The 16,518-nt window shown below is 47.0% G+C and carries 18 protein-coding genes; 15 read left to right on the plus strand and 3 right to left on the minus strand.

Going from position 1 to position 16,518, the window contains the following annotated elements:
* Positions 1-15 precede the first annotated feature (15 nt).
* A complete protein-coding gene (gene purR, locus B9A22_RS10570) occupies positions 16-834 on the plus strand; it encodes a pur operon repressor (RefSeq protein ID WP_084575700.1) in 819 nt (272 codons plus the stop codon).
* On the opposite strand, the gene B9A22_RS26040 is transcribed toward purR, so the two are convergent.
* A complete protein-coding gene (locus B9A22_RS26040) occupies positions 809-988 on the minus strand; it encodes a hypothetical protein (protein ID WP_245823945.1) in 180 nt (59 codons plus the stop codon). The two genes, purR and B9A22_RS26040, sit on opposite strands and share 26 nt — an antisense overlap.
* On the opposite strand from B9A22_RS26040, the gene ilvA reads away from it, so the two are divergent.
* The 10 genes from ilvA (at position 978) to B9A22_RS10615 (ending at position 9,662) form a co-directional block, all read left to right on the plus strand.
* A complete protein-coding gene (gene ilvA, locus B9A22_RS10575; RefSeq protein WP_245823946.1) occupies positions 978-2,201 on the plus strand; it encodes a threonine ammonia-lyase in 1,224 nt (407 codons plus the stop codon). The genes B9A22_RS26040 and ilvA overlap by 11 nt on opposite strands.
* Positions 2,202-2,372: 171 nt before the next feature.
* Positions 2,373-3,740 carry a bifunctional UDP-N-acetylglucosamine diphosphorylase/glucosamine-1-phosphate N-acetyltransferase GlmU gene (glmU, locus tag B9A22_RS10580; RefSeq protein ID WP_084575702.1) on the plus strand — a complete coding sequence of 456 codons (1,368 nt, stop codon included), beginning with the start codon at positions 2,373-2,375 and terminating at the stop codon, positions 3,738-3,740.
* Between the two features lie 5 nt (positions 3,741-3,745).
* On the plus strand, positions 3,746-4,693 hold the full coding sequence (locus B9A22_RS10585; protein ID WP_084575703.1) for a ribose-phosphate diphosphokinase: 948 nt from the start codon (positions 3,746-3,748) through the stop codon (positions 4,691-4,693).
* An 87-nt stretch (positions 4,694-4,780) separates the two neighbouring features.
* Positions 4,781-5,413, plus strand: coding sequence for a GNAT family N-acetyltransferase (locus B9A22_RS10590; RefSeq protein WP_084575704.1), 633 nt, complete (start codon positions 4,781-4,783; stop codon positions 5,411-5,413).
* 17 nt (positions 5,414-5,430) lie between these two features.
* Positions 5,431-6,249 carry a polysaccharide deacetylase family protein gene (locus B9A22_RS10595; protein ID WP_084575705.1) on the plus strand — a complete coding sequence of 273 codons (819 nt, stop codon included), beginning with the start codon at positions 5,431-5,433 and terminating at the stop codon, positions 6,247-6,249.
* Between the two features lies 1 nt (position 6,250).
* Positions 6,251-6,811, plus strand: a complete 561-nt coding sequence (gene pth / locus B9A22_RS10600; RefSeq protein ID WP_084575706.1) for an aminoacyl-tRNA hydrolase — start codon at positions 6,251-6,253, stop codon at positions 6,809-6,811.
* A 6-nt stretch (positions 6,812-6,817) separates the two neighbouring features.
* Positions 6,818-8,041 (plus strand): radical SAM family protein, encoded by a 1,224-nt coding sequence (locus B9A22_RS10605; RefSeq protein WP_084575707.1) that lies wholly within the window; start codon positions 6,818-6,820, stop codon positions 8,039-8,041.
* A 232-nt stretch (positions 8,042-8,273) separates the two neighbouring features.
* Complete coding sequence (locus B9A22_RS26315; protein ID WP_281252388.1) at positions 8,274-8,408, plus strand: hypothetical protein; 135 nt, start codon at positions 8,274-8,276, stop codon at positions 8,406-8,408.
* 235 nt (positions 8,409-8,643) lie between these two features.
* Positions 8,644-9,303 carry an N-formylglutamate amidohydrolase gene (locus tag B9A22_RS10610; RefSeq protein ID WP_084575708.1) on the plus strand — a complete coding sequence of 220 codons (660 nt, stop codon included), beginning with the start codon at positions 8,644-8,646 and terminating at the stop codon, positions 9,301-9,303.
* A gap of 5 nt (positions 9,304-9,308) precedes the next feature.
* Positions 9,309-9,662 carry a hypothetical protein gene (locus B9A22_RS10615; protein WP_084575709.1) on the plus strand — a complete coding sequence of 118 codons (354 nt, stop codon included), beginning with the start codon at positions 9,309-9,311 and terminating at the stop codon, positions 9,660-9,662.
* 30 nt (positions 9,663-9,692) lie between these two features.
* Here B9A22_RS10615 and B9A22_RS10620 read toward each other — a convergent pair whose 3' ends face one another.
* Entirely contained in the window at positions 9,693-10,298 is a 606-nt protein-coding gene (locus tag B9A22_RS10620) for a ferritin-like domain-containing protein (RefSeq protein ID WP_084575710.1), read from the minus strand.
* Between the two features lie 124 nt (positions 10,299-10,422).
* Here B9A22_RS10620 and B9A22_RS10625 point away from each other — a divergent pair, with 124 nt between their 5' ends.
* Both B9A22_RS10625 and B9A22_RS10630 read left to right on the plus strand, forming a co-directional pair.
* Positions 10,423-11,946 carry a sensor domain-containing diguanylate cyclase gene (locus tag B9A22_RS10625; protein WP_084575711.1) on the plus strand — a complete coding sequence of 508 codons (1,524 nt, stop codon included), beginning with the start codon at positions 10,423-10,425 and terminating at the stop codon, positions 11,944-11,946.
* Positions 11,947-11,977: 31 nt separating this feature from the next.
* On the plus strand, positions 11,978-13,381 hold the full coding sequence (locus B9A22_RS10630; RefSeq protein ID WP_176215484.1) for a GGDEF domain-containing protein: 1,404 nt from the start codon (positions 11,978-11,980) through the stop codon (positions 13,379-13,381).
* A 3-nt stretch (positions 13,382-13,384) separates the two neighbouring features.
* On the opposite strand, the gene B9A22_RS10635 is transcribed toward B9A22_RS10630, so the two are convergent.
* On the minus strand, positions 13,385-14,938 hold the full coding sequence (locus B9A22_RS10635; RefSeq protein ID WP_084575713.1) for a glycoside hydrolase family 26 protein: 1,554 nt from the start codon (positions 14,936-14,938) through the stop codon (positions 13,385-13,387).
* A 356-nt stretch (positions 14,939-15,294) separates the two neighbouring features.
* On the opposite strand from B9A22_RS10635, the gene B9A22_RS10640 reads away from it, so the two are divergent.
* Together B9A22_RS10640 and B9A22_RS10645 are read left to right on the plus strand one after the other, a co-directional pair.
* The gene (locus B9A22_RS10640) at positions 15,295-15,468 is read left to right on the plus strand and encodes a DUF362 domain-containing protein (RefSeq protein WP_084575714.1); all 174 of its coding nucleotides are present in this window, start codon (positions 15,295-15,297) and stop codon (positions 15,466-15,468) included.
* Between the two features lie 129 nt (positions 15,469-15,597).
* Positions 15,598-16,281 carry a Crp/Fnr family transcriptional regulator gene (locus B9A22_RS10645; RefSeq protein WP_084575715.1) on the plus strand — a complete coding sequence of 228 codons (684 nt, stop codon included), beginning with the start codon at positions 15,598-15,600 and terminating at the stop codon, positions 16,279-16,281.
* Positions 16,282-16,518 lie beyond the last annotated feature (237 nt).

A 16,518-nucleotide genomic window follows, 5' to 3' on the forward strand; every position in this document is an offset into this window, starting at 1 on the left:
GTGGAGGAAGTAAGCATGGATAAAGTACGGAAAATGGAACGGGTAGCTGCTTTGACGAAGCTTATGTCAGACAGGCCCCGCCATTTGTTTTCGCTCAGTCATTTCAGCGAGCTTTTTGGCGCTGCCAAATCGACCATATGTGAAGATATTACTACAATAAAAGAAACCATGGGACATTTCGGGCTGGGGACCATTGAGACTGTGGCTGGAGCGGCCGGCGGTATCCGGTTTATTCCCACTGTGTCAGCTAAGGAGACAGACCGGCTGCTCAATGAGCTGGCTCGGCGGCTGGCTGAGCCAGACCGCATTATTCCTGGCGGTTTTTTATATATGTCAGACTTGCTGTTTACCCCCCATTTGATGGTCAAAGTGGGCGAGATATTTATGGAGCGGTTGGCCCATTTATCACCTGATTATATCTTAACAGTTGAGACCAAAGGCATTCCATTGGCATTTATGACAGCTCGCGCCTTTGATCTGCCGCTGATTACTGTGCGGCGCGGCAGTAAGGTAACCGAGGGTTCGGCAGTAAGCATTAATTATGTTACAGGTTCATTTAAACGCATTCAAACCATGTCGCTGCCCAAACGGGCATTGCCGGCTGGCGCTAAAGTACTCATTATTGATGATTTCATGAAAGCCGGTGGAACAGCGCGCGGTATGGTTGATCTGGCGCAGGAAGTAGGCGCAAAGGTGTGTGGTATTGGCGTACTTGTAGCAACAGCTGAACCTGAGCCTAAATTAGTAGAAGACTATCTAGCGCTGCTTATTTTACATGATGTACATGAACATACTAAAGTAACAGATATCAGGCCGGTACTAACATCCGGTTGATGCTGCCGCAAAAGTCCACCTGCGTTGTTGTTCCTGTGGTTACTTGCTTGCGTACGTTCTGTGTACGCGGCGCTGCGCAATCCTCGTCGCGCCTAGCATCTGGAGCTTTTTCGGCAGCATCTATTAAAAGGAGGAAGACAACGGTGTCTGACACTACTACTGCCACGGTAACGCTGGCTGACATTGAGAAAGCCCGGGAGGCCTTAGACGGCGTTATTCATCATACCACTCTTGATAAAAGTAATACGTTCAGTACGTTGACAGGCAGTGAGATTTATTTAAAACTAGAGAATTTGCAGAAAACCGGGTCTTTTAAGATTCGGGGGGCATACAATAAAATAAACAGTTTAACCCCGGCAGAAAAGGCGCACGGGGTTATTGCTGCGTCGGCGGGGAACCATGCCCAAGGGGTAGCTTACGGTGCCAGTCAGGCAGGAATTAAAGCTACGATTGTCATGCCGGAGATTGCTCCTTTAGCCAAAATTACGGCTACCCGGGGGTACGGGGCAGAGGTCGTGCTGGCAGGGGGCGTCTATGATGAAGCTTACAGTAGGGCGAGAGAACTTCAGGCTGAAACCGGCCAGACGTTCATTCATGCTTTTAATGATCCTGCAGTTATTGCTGGTCAAGGCACAATCGGCCTTGAAATATTACAGGACTTAGAAGATGTTGACGCCATAATCGCGCCTATCGGCGGCGGCGGTATGATTGCCGGTATTGCTGTAGCTGTTAAAGAATTAGCGCCTCACATCAAGGTGTATGGCGTGCAGGCCCAAGGTGCACCTGCTATGTATATGTCCAAGAAGGCGCATGCCATTAAGACAACCAGAGATGCTGAAACCTTTGCTGATGGGATTGCTGTTAAAATACCGGGTGATGTGACCTTTGCCCTGATTGATAAATATGTAGACGATATTTTTGTCATTGATGATGAAGCCATTGCCAGTACCATACTCATGCTGTTAGAACGAGCTAAGCTGATGGTCGAAGGGGCTGGCGCAACAAGTCTTGCGGCAGTGTTACATGGCAAAATTCCGGCCAAAGGTAAAATCGTCAGTGTAATATCTGGCGGCAATGTTGATGTTAATTTTATCTCCCGTATTATCGAACGAGGTCTGGTGAAAGCCGGTCGGCGTGTGAGGCTGCAGACTGTTGTAGTCGACAGGCCGGGCAGTCTGCAACGGCTTTTAGCTATTATTGCCAAGCTGCAGGCTAATGTTCTCTATGTCTCCCACGACAGAGTCGAGCGGCATGTGCCGCTAGGCCAGGCTGTTGTCGAAATTGGTTTGGAAACCAGAGATGTTCTTCATACCGAGCATATCATGGCCTCACTTCGCCACGAAGGGTATAAAGTGGAGATTATCTAGGTGCAGCTTAGAGGAATTTGCATATTTGTGTCGAAGGGGTTAATTCACCCGATTGACCGAGACTGAGTTTATCCTAACTGAGTCAGGCCTTGGTATGCCTAACCAGTCTTAAGAATCTTAAGACTTAGGAATGAGTTCTTCTTAACAGCAGTCGGGAATGGAGGTATATAGATGTCAAATTTGATGGCCATCATCCTTGCGGCTGGTAAAGGCACGCGGATGAAGTCGGCCTTGCCCAAGGTTCTGCATCAGGTAGGTGGTAAACCTATGGTTCAGCAGGTGCTTGATGCAGCCAAGTTCGCCGGAGCGGACAAGAATGTAGTTATCATTGGTTTCGGCGCTCAGGCTGTAGCTGATGCATTGGCTGGTCAAGCTGAATTTGCTGTTCAGACAGAGCAGCTAGGAACCGGGCATGCGGTTATGCAGGCCAGGAAAGAACTAGCTGACTTTGACGGCACTGTTATGGTACTGTGCGGTGATACGCCGCTTCTGACCGGAGAATTGTTAAGAACGCTCTACACAGAGCATGCTAATGCTCAAGCAGCAGCTACTGTGCTTACCGCAATCATGCCTGACCCTGCAGGGTATGGGCGGGTTATCCGCAATCCAGCAGGACAGGTTGTAAAAATTGTCGAACACAAAGATGCCAGCCTGGTAGAATTGGCAGTAAGTGAGATCAATACCGGCATCTATTGCTTTGAAGCCAAAGAGCTTTTGCAGGCACTTGATGGTTTGACCTGCAATAACGCTCAGGGCGAGTACTATCTGACAGATGTCGTGGCAATTTTAAACAGTCAAGGTCAAAAAGTATGGGCAGTAAAGGCTCCTGATTACCATGAAACGTTGGGGATAAACTCCCGGGTGCAGCTGGCTGAAGCCGAGCAGCTAATCAGGCGGCGCAAGCTGGACTTACTGATGGAAAGTGGCGTTACCATCATGGACCCGAATAGTACTTTTATTGATAGCCAGGTTGAAATTGGCCCTGATACCATTATTTATCCCTTTACCTGGATCGAAGGAAACACCAAAATCGGCACTAACGTGGCAATTGGCCCCAACAGTCGCATCACAAATACTGTAATCGGTGACAATGTAACCATCCATTTTACATATGCCCATGACTGTACAATTGGCGATCAAGTGACTGTCGGACCGTATGTTCATCTACGGCCGCAAACTGAACTCAAAAACGGAGTCAAGATCGGAAACTTTGTCGAAGTAAAAAATACAGTTGTTGGTGAAAAGAGTAAGATACCGCACCTGAGCTATATCGGCGACACCGATATGGGTGCTGGTGTCAATATCGGTTCAGGCACTATTACGGTTAATTATGACGGTAAAAACAAAAACCGTACTACAATAGAAGATCAAGCCTTTATCGGCTGTAATACCAATCTGGTAGCACCGGTTACTGTTGGCCATGGTTCCTATGTGGCTGCAGGCTCAACCATTACCAAAAACGTTCCCCCCGGTTCTTTAGGGGTAGCACGCGCCCGTCAAAATAATATTGAGGGCTGGGCGGAAAAACAGCGGAGGTAAGAAAAATGCAAGACACAAAACGGTTACGAATATTTAGTGGTAATGCCAATCCGGTATTAGCCCAGGAGATTGCTGCTTATCTGGGACTTACAGTGGGCGATGCTTTTGTTGGCAAGTTCAATAATGGTGAAATTCAAGTTATGATTGACGAAAGCGTACGCGGCACTGATGTGTTTATTGTTCAGCCGACAAGCTATCCGGTCAATGATAATATGATGGAACTACTCATCATGATTGATGCGGTAAAACGGGCTTCAGCCAAAAATATTACTGCTGTCATTCCTTACTACGCATACGCACGTCAGGATAGAAAAACCCGTGGGCGTGAGCCTATATCGGCTAAGCTGATGGCCAATCTTCTAACAGTAGCTGGCGCTACCCGGGTTGTCACCATGGATCTCCATGCCGGCCAGATTCAGGGTTTCTTTGATATTCCGGTAGATAACCTGCCAGGCGTACCCACGCTGGCCGAGTATATTATGTCTTTGAATCTGGAAGACCTTGTTATTGTATCACCAGACTTAGGTGGTGTATCGAGAGCAAGGCTGTTTGCTGATAGGATGCATGCGCCGATTGCTATTATTGAAAAGCGCCGTCCTGCTCCTGGCGTGGCTGAGGTCATGAATTTGATTGGCAACGTCGAGGGCAAAACAGCTGTTATTGTGGACGATATTGTTGATACTGCCGGTTCCTTGACCGAGGGCGCTAATGCCCTGGCCAGAATGGGTGCCAAAGCCGTATATGCCTGCTGTACTCATGCTGTGTTAAGCGACCCAGCGGTAGAACGGATTGAAAAGTCGAATATTACCGAACTTATTGTTACTAATACCATCCCTATGTCAGAGGCAAAACGTACTTCTAAGATTAAAGTACTTTCGGTTGCTCCGCTCTTGGGCGAGGCTATCATCCGGATTTTTGGCGAACTGTCTGTCAGTAAACTGTTTGACGATTAAGGCAGGTTACTGACAACTTAAGGATATAACGGGGGTAACTCAAAATAGGGCGCGAATCATCGCGCCCTATTTTGTAAATACACTGCTATGAATAATTATACGATTACTCGGGCTCGAGCAGCTGATATTGAGGGCATTGCCTGCCTGTTTACTGAGAGCTTCATCGACAGTGTGCTGCATCATTGCGGCGGACGTCTGCCCAAACCTCAGGCTATGCAGGATGTTTTTAGTCTGGTTTATGCGGCAGAACCTGAGGCTGCGCTGATCGCCAAAGACAGAGCCGGACAACTGATCGGCTATTGCTTTGCTCCTGTACGGTTAAACCGGCTCTGGCTAAAAGCCATTACCGGCGGGCACCTTGTCAAATGGGCCTGGCGCTGGCTGACAGGCAAATATGGGTTTGGCCTTCATCCTGTCAAAGTCATTCTATTAAATAAACTGGCATTTCTCCGTTCAGCGGCCACTCCTGGCAAAACGGCCAACGCCCGCATCTTATCAATTGCTGTTAGTCCAGCCGCACGCGGGCTGGGAGTAGCTAGTGCGCTCATGGCTCAGGCCGACAACTATTTCCGTGAGAATCATGTGACACGGGTACGGCTCGAGGTACGCCCGGATAATCGTCCGGCCATCCGGGTCTATGAAAAGCTGGGCTATTATGCGGGGGGAACTACTTATGATTCGCAAGGTCCCTGGCTCATCATGTTTAAAGAAATCTCCTGAAATGGGGTCTAAGGTCAATGTTTGAAACCAAAGTCCGGCTTATCAGTATGCTGGGGCTACTGACAATAGCAGTCATCTTTAGCCTGGTACTTGACTATTTCCGGATACTCAGGCGTCCGTACCGCCTTGGTTTGGGGATGGCTATTCTCGGCATTACCGCCGGTTTTATTCTTACACTTCATGCTGTGCTGCCGGAGAATCATTTTTACGGACCGGTTTTTTCAGAAGTCAGGACAAGTCAAAAGCTGGTGGCATTGACTTTTGATGATGGGCCTTATCCGCCATATACCGGACAAATTCTGGATGTTTTAAAAGAGAAACAGATACCGGCCACCTTCTTTGTTATTGGCCAAAATGCTGCGAAATACCCTGACATGCTCCGGCGTGCTGTTGCTGAAGGTCATCAGTTAGGCAATCATACCTACAACCATGTAGACCTTTTAAAGGCTGACCGTGAGGCCGCTATCGGTGAAATTGAAAAAACCAACAAGGTGATTGCCGAGGCTGTAGGGTATGCGCCGCATGTCATGCGGCCGCCGCATGGCTTTCGCGATGCTGTTGTCATGGATATAATGGCTGAATATCAATTCAAGGTTGTGGAGTGGTCGGTCTCCAGCCGCGACTGGGTAAATCCGGGCGCTGATGTGATCGCCGACAGGACTCTGCGTAAAGTAAAGAACGGTTCAGTCATACTACTGCATGACGGGGATGGAATAGCTGGTGTAGCGCCGCGCGCCCAAACAGTGGAAGCTACCCGGCAGATTATTGACAAGTTGTTGGCCCAAGGGTATAAATTTGTTACTGTTGATGAAATTCTTAAGATAGCGGAGGAGTAGCGTGAAGATTGTTGTTGGCCTGGGGAACCCCGGGCAGGAATACAGCGCCACCCGTCACAACATCGGCTTTATGGCTGTAGACAAGCTGGCTGAAAAGTGGGCGATAACAACATGGCGCGAACGGTATAACGCATTGGTGGCTGAATACCGGGGTGAGGAAACTGTGCTATTGGTTAAGCCGCTGACATATATGAATTTGAGCGGCAGAGCAGTAGCGCCGCTGGCTGCTTTTTATAAAGTGCCATATGACGATATTACTGTTATCTATGATGATCTGGATTTACCTGCCGGCCGCTTGCGTCTCAGGCTCAAAGGAGGATCTGGCGGTCATCGTGGCATTGAATCAATGTTGTACGAGCTGGCTAAAGATGAATTTGGCCGGGTTCGGATTGGTATCGGCCGGCCGCCGCAGGGCTGGGAAACAGCTAACTATGTGCTTGGCCGGTTTACCCCTGAAGAGGCGCCAGCCATCAGCCAGGCAATCGGACAGGCGGCAGATGCTGTTGAGTGCATTTTAAAAGAGGGCTTTACAAAGGCCATGAATAAATTTAATAAAGGGTAGATAACCATGATTACAGCTCTTTACGCTGATAAAAACGGCGAAATATTTGACGCGCCCGGCTATCAGGCCGCTGGCCGTCTGGGAACAGAATATCTTGCGCTGAAGCCGGATGATCTGATTCGGCTGCCGGAAGGCGCGGAACTGATGTTTCTGCCGGCACGGGACGCGCTGTATCTGGCAGGTGGAGTTTCTAAGAAAATGAAAGGCCGTTTGGCAGTGGCGGCGATGTTGCCGGTAGGCTATACCCGCACCCTGCTGCCTGCCTATGCCCGGCGTCCGGACGCGCCACAGCTGCCACTTTTCGGATACACAGCTGCCGCTCTTTTTAATGATGAAATCTATGTGGCTGCCGTAAGAACAGCAGATAACGCCAAATGGCATCCCTACCGGTACAATACTCCAGACCTAAAGAAACGGGTTGCCCAGGTGAAGCGGGATTTGCCCAATAACCGCTTAGTCGAACATTTGGCCAACTGCTCGCTCACCTGGCACTGTTGTACGGCACAAAACCTGTTTTATCGCCGTTGGGAAGCCGGCATCCCTGTTTCCCCGGCTTGTAATGCCAACTGCCTCGGCTGTATTTCCTTGCAGCCAGCCGAGTGCTGCCCGGCTCCTCAGAGCCGTATAGCCTTTGCGCCTACAGCAGAAGAGATCGCTGCCATTGGTCTATATCATTTAACAAATGCGCCTGAGCCGATAATTAGCTTTGGGCAAGGCTGTGAAGGCGAGCCATCGCTTGCTGCCGGGGCCATTGCTGCAGGCATCCGGCTCATCCGGAGCAAAACCGATCGAGGACAGATAAACATTAATACCAATGCCGGGTTTACCGAAGGCATCAAAGCCATTGTTGATGCAGGCCTAAACAGTATGAGGGTCAGCATTATCAGCGCTTTGCCAGCCACCTATCAGGCTTACTATCAGCCCGGATACAGTCTGGAACATGTGAGGCAGTCAATTGCCTATGCTAAGCAGCATGGTGTATATGTATCCTTGAACATGCTCTTATTCCCCGGGCTTAACGACCGGCCTGAGGAGCAGGCAGCCTGGCTTGACTTCCTGGGTGATACCGGGGTAGATATGATTCAGCTTAGGAATCTTAACTTTGACCCTGATGCTTTTCTCGCGGCTATGCCTGTAGGTGGTCAGCCTGGCGGTGTGCGAAATTTTCTTAAAGAAATCATGGAAAAATTTCCTGCAATTAAGCTGGGTAGTTTTACTGAAAAAATCTAAATCGTTCAAGGGTGTCAAAACGTCCCGCGCTATGCGTATGGGACGTTTTGTGTTTTTTTACACTAAGGTTAATCCTGGTGTAACCCCACAGTGCAGAAAAAACCTAATAAAAAATATAAAATACAAAAAACATACCTTGACAATAAACATGTGTAGCTATATGATGTATACAAAGCGGATAAAAGATAAATTATATTGTAACAATGTAAATAAATAAAAGGGGCGGTTACCTGTGTCGGAAAAGTTACAGAGTGTTCTAGAGAATAACCAAGGCAAGGAAATCTTGCATCCCGGCGAGTTTAGCGAACTAGGAAGCCTTGATCCCAATGTTGACCAAAACTTAATGCGCTTATCTGGTACTGTATAGTTAATCACCGGAATTTCAGCAACATCTGAAATTCCGGTTGTTTTTTTTGCAGGATTTACCGGAACAGGCAAAGAATTATGAGAATATCCGGTTGACACATGTCGAAAAATAATCCTTGCTAAAGAAAACACGGCTTGCGCCGAGCCTTAGCGAAAGCGGAAGCCGCTGTTGCACTTATCCAGACGGAAAGTTATACTTTCCTACAGGATAACAAAACTCGCAGGGGGCGGAATTATTGATAACCGGCAATTATATTAAGTATTGTTTTGGTAGTCAGTCATGCCATGTGGATGCTGTGCACGCTACCTCACCGCAATCTGATCGCTTTACCGATGAGATTGTTGCTGGGATTATAACGAAAACGGGTTGTGCTGGGATTATTGGCACTGTGTCTCGCACAGTTGCAGATCTTAACCGTCCACCGGGTCAAGGCAATGAGGAAGCTGTATGGGAATATCGGGATGTTATTGGCCAATTTTTATATAATACAGGACTACTCAAGCCAGGTAGCCGGAACTTAGCCCGGCCATACCTGCATATTGGAATTCACGGGATGAAGGATCAGCCACATGGGCCGCTGAGCATTGAAGTAGGGACAATTCATGGAAAGACATGCTCGGTTAGAGTCAAGAAGTGGTTTGGTGAAACCCTGAAGGCTAAGGTTAGGGACTATTCTCCTGATATCAAAGTTATTTTTGACAAGCATTGGGTGGGAAATCAGTCGCTCGCTTCACACCGCTGGGGTGAGGGGCGGCGTTATCCTGGTTATGGCAAGAACTACAATGCCTTTCAGGTGGAGATTGCCCGTACCCTTAGGGAATACCACCGTCAGGAGATGATTGATATTTTTACTGCCGTTGTGGCAGATTTTACTCTTATGTTTTCCAGGAGGTAATTATTTTGGGCAAAATCAAAAAAAATCTTAGTGACAGCGAGATGTTAAAAGGCTGGCAGGAACAGCCGACGTTTGAGACCGAAATCAATGATGAGCCTGTCCGGCCAACGGTTAAAGCGGTAAAAAAAGACCCGGTAGAGGATATTAATAGCGCTTATTTTACACCAGAACTCAAGGAATCAGTTGGGAAAGCGTTATTGGAGCTTAAGCTCAACCTGTATAAAGAAGGAATTGTTGATTATCAGATAAAGGTTTCATGTCAAGGCAATCAAGTGTTGCTGACGGCAGTGCCACCAAAAGAAAAACCGGTACAGAGTGTTAACCAGCCTGTACATCGCGGGGGCAGAAGTAAAGGATAGGGTGATTCGGCCTATCCTTTTTATTACAATCTAATCGTGCTCTGGCGGCAGCGGTTCATGGGTAAGTTCAAATAGTGCGGCAGTAAACTCAGCAATATGTTCTTTTTCTTCATTCATTAAATGGCAAAATAGCATTTGTACTTCAGCGTTTTCGGCATCCAGCATATAACGCTGATATTTATTGACAGCCAGAAATTCGTCGCTAAGGGCCTTGGTTAGAAGGTTAACAGTGGGCATCTCCTTACGGTCTGGCAGGATTACTTGGACATCATTTGTGCCAGCTTCTTTGGCGATGACCTTTGCTTTGGGCTTAAACAGCGGGCGGGTCATTACTAGCATATCAAGGCCTGCTTCACTGAGCAGATCAGCCTGTACCGGGTCCAACCGGGAAATCTCCCGCATAGTTTCTACATAGTGATGCATCTCATCTTCGGCAACATCGAGAAATAAGTGGGGTGTGCATGAGCTCCTTGCAGCATCCAAATAAAAAGCTATCGCATTACGCTCGTCGGCGGCAGCATCCCGCAACAGCAGTAAATCCGGGGAACTGGGACATTCTTCAATAGGGCATACAATATTAGTTTCGGCTAAAACCTTGGGCTTAGGCCTATTTTTATAAGCTCGAAACAAAGCCATATATCCACCTCCCGATAATCTTATATAGTGTATGCCGGGAAGGGAAGAGACGTTAATGCAGGCAGGATATTTCACTGCTTGTGTCATATAGTACTTTGAACATCTTACAAAAAGAGGCGGGCAGATGGACGAACAACAACAAACCAATATGCATATAGAGGAACTGACTGCCAAACTAGCACTGCTCGAGGCTGAGAATAATCAACTTAAACGCACGCAACAAAGTATAGCTGAGGTAAATAACAATTACCTGATGCTGCATTATTTGACAAGTAATATTCAAGACTGTCAGACAACGCAGGAACTATGGGAAACTTACTTACACAACTTGAGCGACTGCGGTTTTAACTATGATCATGTCGCACTTTTGCTGCCTGATGATAATGAACAGTTTACGACAAAATTGACGCTTGAAGACTGCAAACTCACTCAGACGACTGTCGCGGTTGGAGACGGCTATATAGCGCAGGCAATTACCACCAAGGCTTCAGCCACATCGCCTGATAACTTGAAGGCGGCTGTGCCGATAGTGAGAAAAGCGGGTGTGGTTAGAGCGCTTTTGCTGGCTGAAAAAGCAAGCGGCATCTTTTTTGAGGATCTACAGCTCTTAGATTTATATGTCCGGCAAACGGCAGCTACCATTGAAAATATAATCTTAAATGAAAATCTCCGGCAATTTCAGGAGCTATTAGGGCGGCAGCTTGACCAATTTGTCATGCTCCACTATGTAACTAAAGCTATCCACGATGCGGGTAATTATTATGACGTGTTGGCGAATTATTTGACAACGTTGTGTTCACCACTAGGCTTCGGTTTTCAGAAAGGTGTTCTTTATATTTTCGCTGAGAATAAACTCCAAAAAGCCAGTTTGGAGGACGAGAAACTGGTAGTAATGGAACTGGAGGCATTTGAAGGCCAGCTGATTAATGGCGTAATAAAGGCAAAACGATATGAGCTTTCCCCAGACCGCAGTCATTTGGTTATGCCGCTTAACTCCTGCGGTAATATTACTGCCGTTATCGAAATCAATCATGATAAAGAGATAACACCTGAGCAGATTCAAATGCTTGAAATATTTGCGATGCAAACATCTTCGGCGATTGATAATACCAGACTTAAACTCCACTTAGAATATTTGAGCTTTCATGACCCGCTTACCAGCCTTTATAACCGCGCTTACTTTGAGAAAGAAATACAACGGATTGAGACTGAAAGTCTATATCCTGCAGGCATCATTATCTGTGATTTAGATGGCCTCAAAATGGTGAATGATACTTGGGGCCATAATGCTGGTGACAAATTTATTGTTGCAGCAGCTACAATTATTAAATGTGCAGTGCCGGATAGCGCGGTGGCGGCTCGGATTGGCGGCGATGAGTTCGGTATTATCATTACCGGTAATGAAGCTCAAACAATCGAAAAAGCTGGGCTTAAGCTAAAGCACGAGCTTGAGAGGCACAATGCCAGCTTGCCGGATATTCCGATTGGAATGTCCATCGGTTGGGCGGCTAGCGCTGAGCCGGTAGAAGTAATAGAAATTTTTAAACAGGCCGATAGTCAGATGTATCGCGATAAGTCCCTTCACGGTAAGGCCAGTCGCGAATATATTCTGAAGATGACTAAACGGCATTCAGATGTTAGGCTATAGAATAGGTAGTGTTTTTGGCGGGGAGAATGGTATGCAAAAATTGGGGTTAGCCTGTAAGTATATAAATTATCTGGTAATAGCTGCAGTATTACTGCCAATAATTTTCATTGCCGAGGTTGTTTATGTTGAACGCCAGTATACTGCGAGTGCGAGGCAAGCGCAGACCCAGGAGCTTGCAAAGCTTAGGACTGCAGCAGCAGCAGCCTGGCTTGACGGCCAGGCTGCTTATCTCAGAGGAATTGCTGGATTACAAAGTGTTCAAGCAGGTAATCAGGAGGTCTTGGCAACTGAGTTCCGTTCGTTGCTTGCTGCTAAGACGGGTTTCCTCTCACTGGAATATACAGGAATAGATGGGGAAACCCAAGTGAATACTAATGAGCTTTCCACTAGTTACATTGGTGATCGTGCATATTTTATCGCGGCTGCCGCTGGGCAGCAATACATTGGTGAACTACCAGGGACAGATTGGCAGCAGGGAGAAGACGTGACGGTGGTGGCTGTACCTGTTACCGTCAATGGTGAGATTACAGGGGTTGTTTGTGGGGTTATCGCCAAAAAATCAATTGAAACGATGACTGCCAGACTTGTTCCTGCAGGAAATGAACCGGTGCCTACCAACCGGTGGCTTGCCTGGCTGGGGCTGGTGTACCTGCTGGGGGTAATACCCCTGCTGCTTATTGTCTATGTGCTCTGGCGGTCCCCCGGTACCACTGCCGCCGAACCGGAGACAGACAGTCCAAAATTTAATAAACCGCCAGTTGCCGTTGATAGAGCGTTGGCAGCAGCCGCGACAACGGCCTATAAGGCAATTAAAATGGCAGCAGACTCAGTGCCTGCCGCCATAACAAATGAGATACCTGGTGAAATACGAGTAACAATGCCTGATAAAGTACTTTCAGCGCCTGTGCCCGAAACAGAGCTGATCGGTGCACAACCCATCCAGGATGAATTAACAGGTTTGTACACGCAGGCTGGGTTTGAAAAGGTGTTAGCTGCTGCCGCAGGAAAGGCAGATATCGGCATAATTGCGTGCAGCATTGACGGTATGAAAGTCATCAATGATTTTCTGGGGAAAAATACCGGTGACGTGATTATTAAGGCTGCGGCTGAGAGCATTAAGTCAGCCATTGGCTCAGCACAAACAGCAGCCCGTTTGGAGGGTGACAAGTTTGCGGTGCTGATACCTAATGGCGTGGCATCAAGTCTTGAAGACAGTAAAAAAGACATTAGATACTATGTTGACCTTCATAACTTGCTTCATCCTGAATTGCCTCTTAGCATAACGGTAGGCTGTGCTGCTGCCGAACACGGCCAGGACCTGCATTCGGTATTGTACAACGCAATTAGTGACATGGAAAGTCAAAAACCTGTCAGCCGGGTAGAAGCCCGCAAATTCATTATGTGGTCAATTAAACGATACCGGCGCCGGACGTAACCGTTAATCCCGGCTGAACTTCTTCAGCCCCTGACGGAACGCGGCTATTGTTTCCTCAGACTCGTCCAAGACATAAATACGGCCAGGTCTGCCGGAAGAATCATAGTCGATGCCGTTCCACCAAATGGCGGCTTTAATTTTAGAGAACTGGCCAATTTGTGTAAACATCCTGTTCATCCAGGCAGCTTTGTCGCCACCGACTGAATTAGAGCCGAACTCTGTAATCATAAATGGCTTGGCAAAGTGCCGGTCATATTCGGCATAGATATCAGGGTAAATGTGGTCAAACTCGCGCCACTTTTCTCCGGGGAAATAAGTACCTGTATTATATCCTGTCAAACCAATAATATCCACATACTCGTCGCCTGGATAATACATCAGATAGTGATTCCATTTAAAGTTTGGGAAAGACAAATCATGCGGGTTCCATACCCAGAGCACATTATCAACATCGTTATTATCAAAAATAGCGCGGATATGCCGCCACATGGCCTTATACAGCTCAGCATCCTTGCTATAATTGGAGGATGAATACCAGCACCAGTCGCCGTTCATTTCATTGTTCAGACGAAAGATAACTGGGTGGCCGAAAGTCTTTAACTGCTGCGCATATAGGTTAAAATAATCGTCATACTTGCCGTCTAGGATGTCGTAAATAGCCCCAGAGTTATCGGTGAAATTGTAGCTGGTTTGCAATGTCAGTTCGACAGTGCGGCCATGCTCATAAGCCGACTCCAGGGCACGGATAGGCAGGTTTTCGTCAAACGATTGATAGCGCACCAAAATGGGAAAAGTGTAGCTAAGCTGGCTTTCCAGAAGATCAAGCTTTTCGAAAGTTTGGGGTGCACCCGGTTCAAAGATACCCCAGCGGAGCGGGCTGGTAACACCGAAAAATTTGTCATAGAAAGCACGTGTTTCGGCATTAAGGGGAGTATGTGGCTGGTTCATAGGCAGATTAAAGCGAGGTGCGCCCTGACGCTCGGTTAAAGTAAAGCTGGCAGCAATTTCTCTGGCATTGTCAATTGGCTGGGTTGACTTGATAAAGATGGAATATACCTCATTCTGATTTTTTATTAGCTCGATGCTAGAGTAATGGTTTTTGTCATTAGGCAGCCGCTGCAGCGGGCGGCGAGTCCAGTTCAAGAGGTGGATGGTAAAGCCGTTTTGGCGGTATGTTTCGTCAAGCAATAGAGAATGATCTTTGCGATTATTAATAAACTTGTTACTATAGCTTATATAGTCGTTGGCAGTGGCCGGTGTACCTGCAAAACTATCATAAAAGATTTCTATTCTCAGATTATCATTGGACAGCACAGTGACGATTGGTGATAGTGAGGCGTTTACAGTAAGGCCGTGCGGGACAAGTACCGAATAGCCGTTGGCATAATCGGTTAGTCGCTCATGACGGCTGTCGACATAGGTGGTAACTTTGACGTCATCGTCAGAACCTGGTGCAAAGGCGGTATACTCCCCGTTGATGATGGAGGCGGCATTGACCGAGGCTGATAATGCTGTCGCTAAGAAGAGGGCTGTTAATAACCGATAGAAGTTGTGCATAACGGTTTCTCCTTCGAATTAATCCGATGACTAACCCGCTCTAAGACTCCCATCTTCTAAAAGTGGGAGTTAAGAGCGGCTAAGTCCCTGGATAAGGGCGACTAACCTTCAGCTGGGGTTAAAACCCCACCTGAAGCTAAGTCTACTTTATCTCATAAACATACTTAATTATTATCGTGACAAGCAACAATTTCCTTAATGTTAGCATCTTAAAAGCCGCAAAAGCTGCAGATACTACACATGGGATTGATTGAATTCTATGACTTTCGTCACAGACGCGCTGGCTCTTTCGAGGTATATTTAGAGTAAGTCCGTCTGTGTCAGGCGGCGCAACAAATAAAGGAGGGGATTAAACAATGGCATATAAGATTAATTCTGAGTGTATTAAGTGCGGCGCATGTGCGTCGGTCTGCCCAGTTGATGCTATTTCTGAAGGCAATACCCAATACGACATTGATCCTGGCCTATGTATTGACTGTGGCGCATGTGCGGCCGTGTGTCCGGTAGGCGCCATCAGCCCTGGCGAATAGCGGGTTCCATAAGGTTTATACGGAGGGAATTAGTCCAGCTTTTACGAGCTGGGCTTTTACATATATAATAAACTGCTTGGGGGTTATGTCAGGGGGGACGGTTCTTTTGACACGAGAGGAGAGGGTTATATGTTGGAATTTGAATATCTAAAACACTTGCCGATTTTTGAGGAGTTGGCTCCGGCTGATTTGGCAGCCATCAGCAATGTTACACTTGAACGCCGCTATAAAAAGAATATGATTATCTTTATGGAAGGAGAACCAGGTGAAGGCTTTCATTATGTTAAAAGTGGCAAAGTGAAAATCGTTAAGATGGCGCAAGATGGTAGAGAGCACATTATCAACATCTTAGGGACTGGAGAGGTATTTGCCGAAGTATTGCTCTTTAATCGCGGCCCTTATCCAGCCACTTCGGTCGCCTTAGAAGACTCGGTTATTGGTATTATAAAAAATAGTGACTTGGAAAACGTGGTGGCCGAAAATTCACGTATCGCTCTTCACATTATCCGGGTGATGAGTAAAAAGCTGATACATGCCCAAATGAAGATAAAAACCCTGGCCTTATCAGATACTTTTTCGCGTACAGCACAAATCCTTACCAGGTTATCACATCAGTATGGCCGGCCAGTCCCCGGTGGTGTTCAGATTGATGTTGATATGACCCGCCAGGATTTAGCCAACTTAATAGGAACAACCCGTGAGACAGTCAGTCGTGTATTAAGTTCTATGAAGAAGGATAAAGTTATTGAGTTTAGTGATCAACAGATTATTATTTTAGATGTAAAACGACTTGATCGATATCATGAAATGTGAGTGAAAAGCGCCGCGAGGCGCTTTTTTTATTTGGGTTGCGAGTAGCCGGGCAATTTTTTGTTGACAGATTCAAAGGGTTCGTCAGTTAATTTCGGCGTTTGGTCGTAAATGCATGTCAGGTTGATGAATTCGCAGCTAGTATAAGTGATAGAAATTCTTTTTGAAGGAGGAAGCCACGTGGTTCAATCAGTGTCGCCTCAGTCCATCGAAGAATTGCAGCAAGTGCTGCGGACATCA

The organism is Sporomusa malonica (assembly GCF_900176355.1).
Classification (GTDB): domain Bacteria; phylum Bacillota; class Negativicutes; order Sporomusales; family Sporomusaceae; genus Sporomusa; species Sporomusa malonica.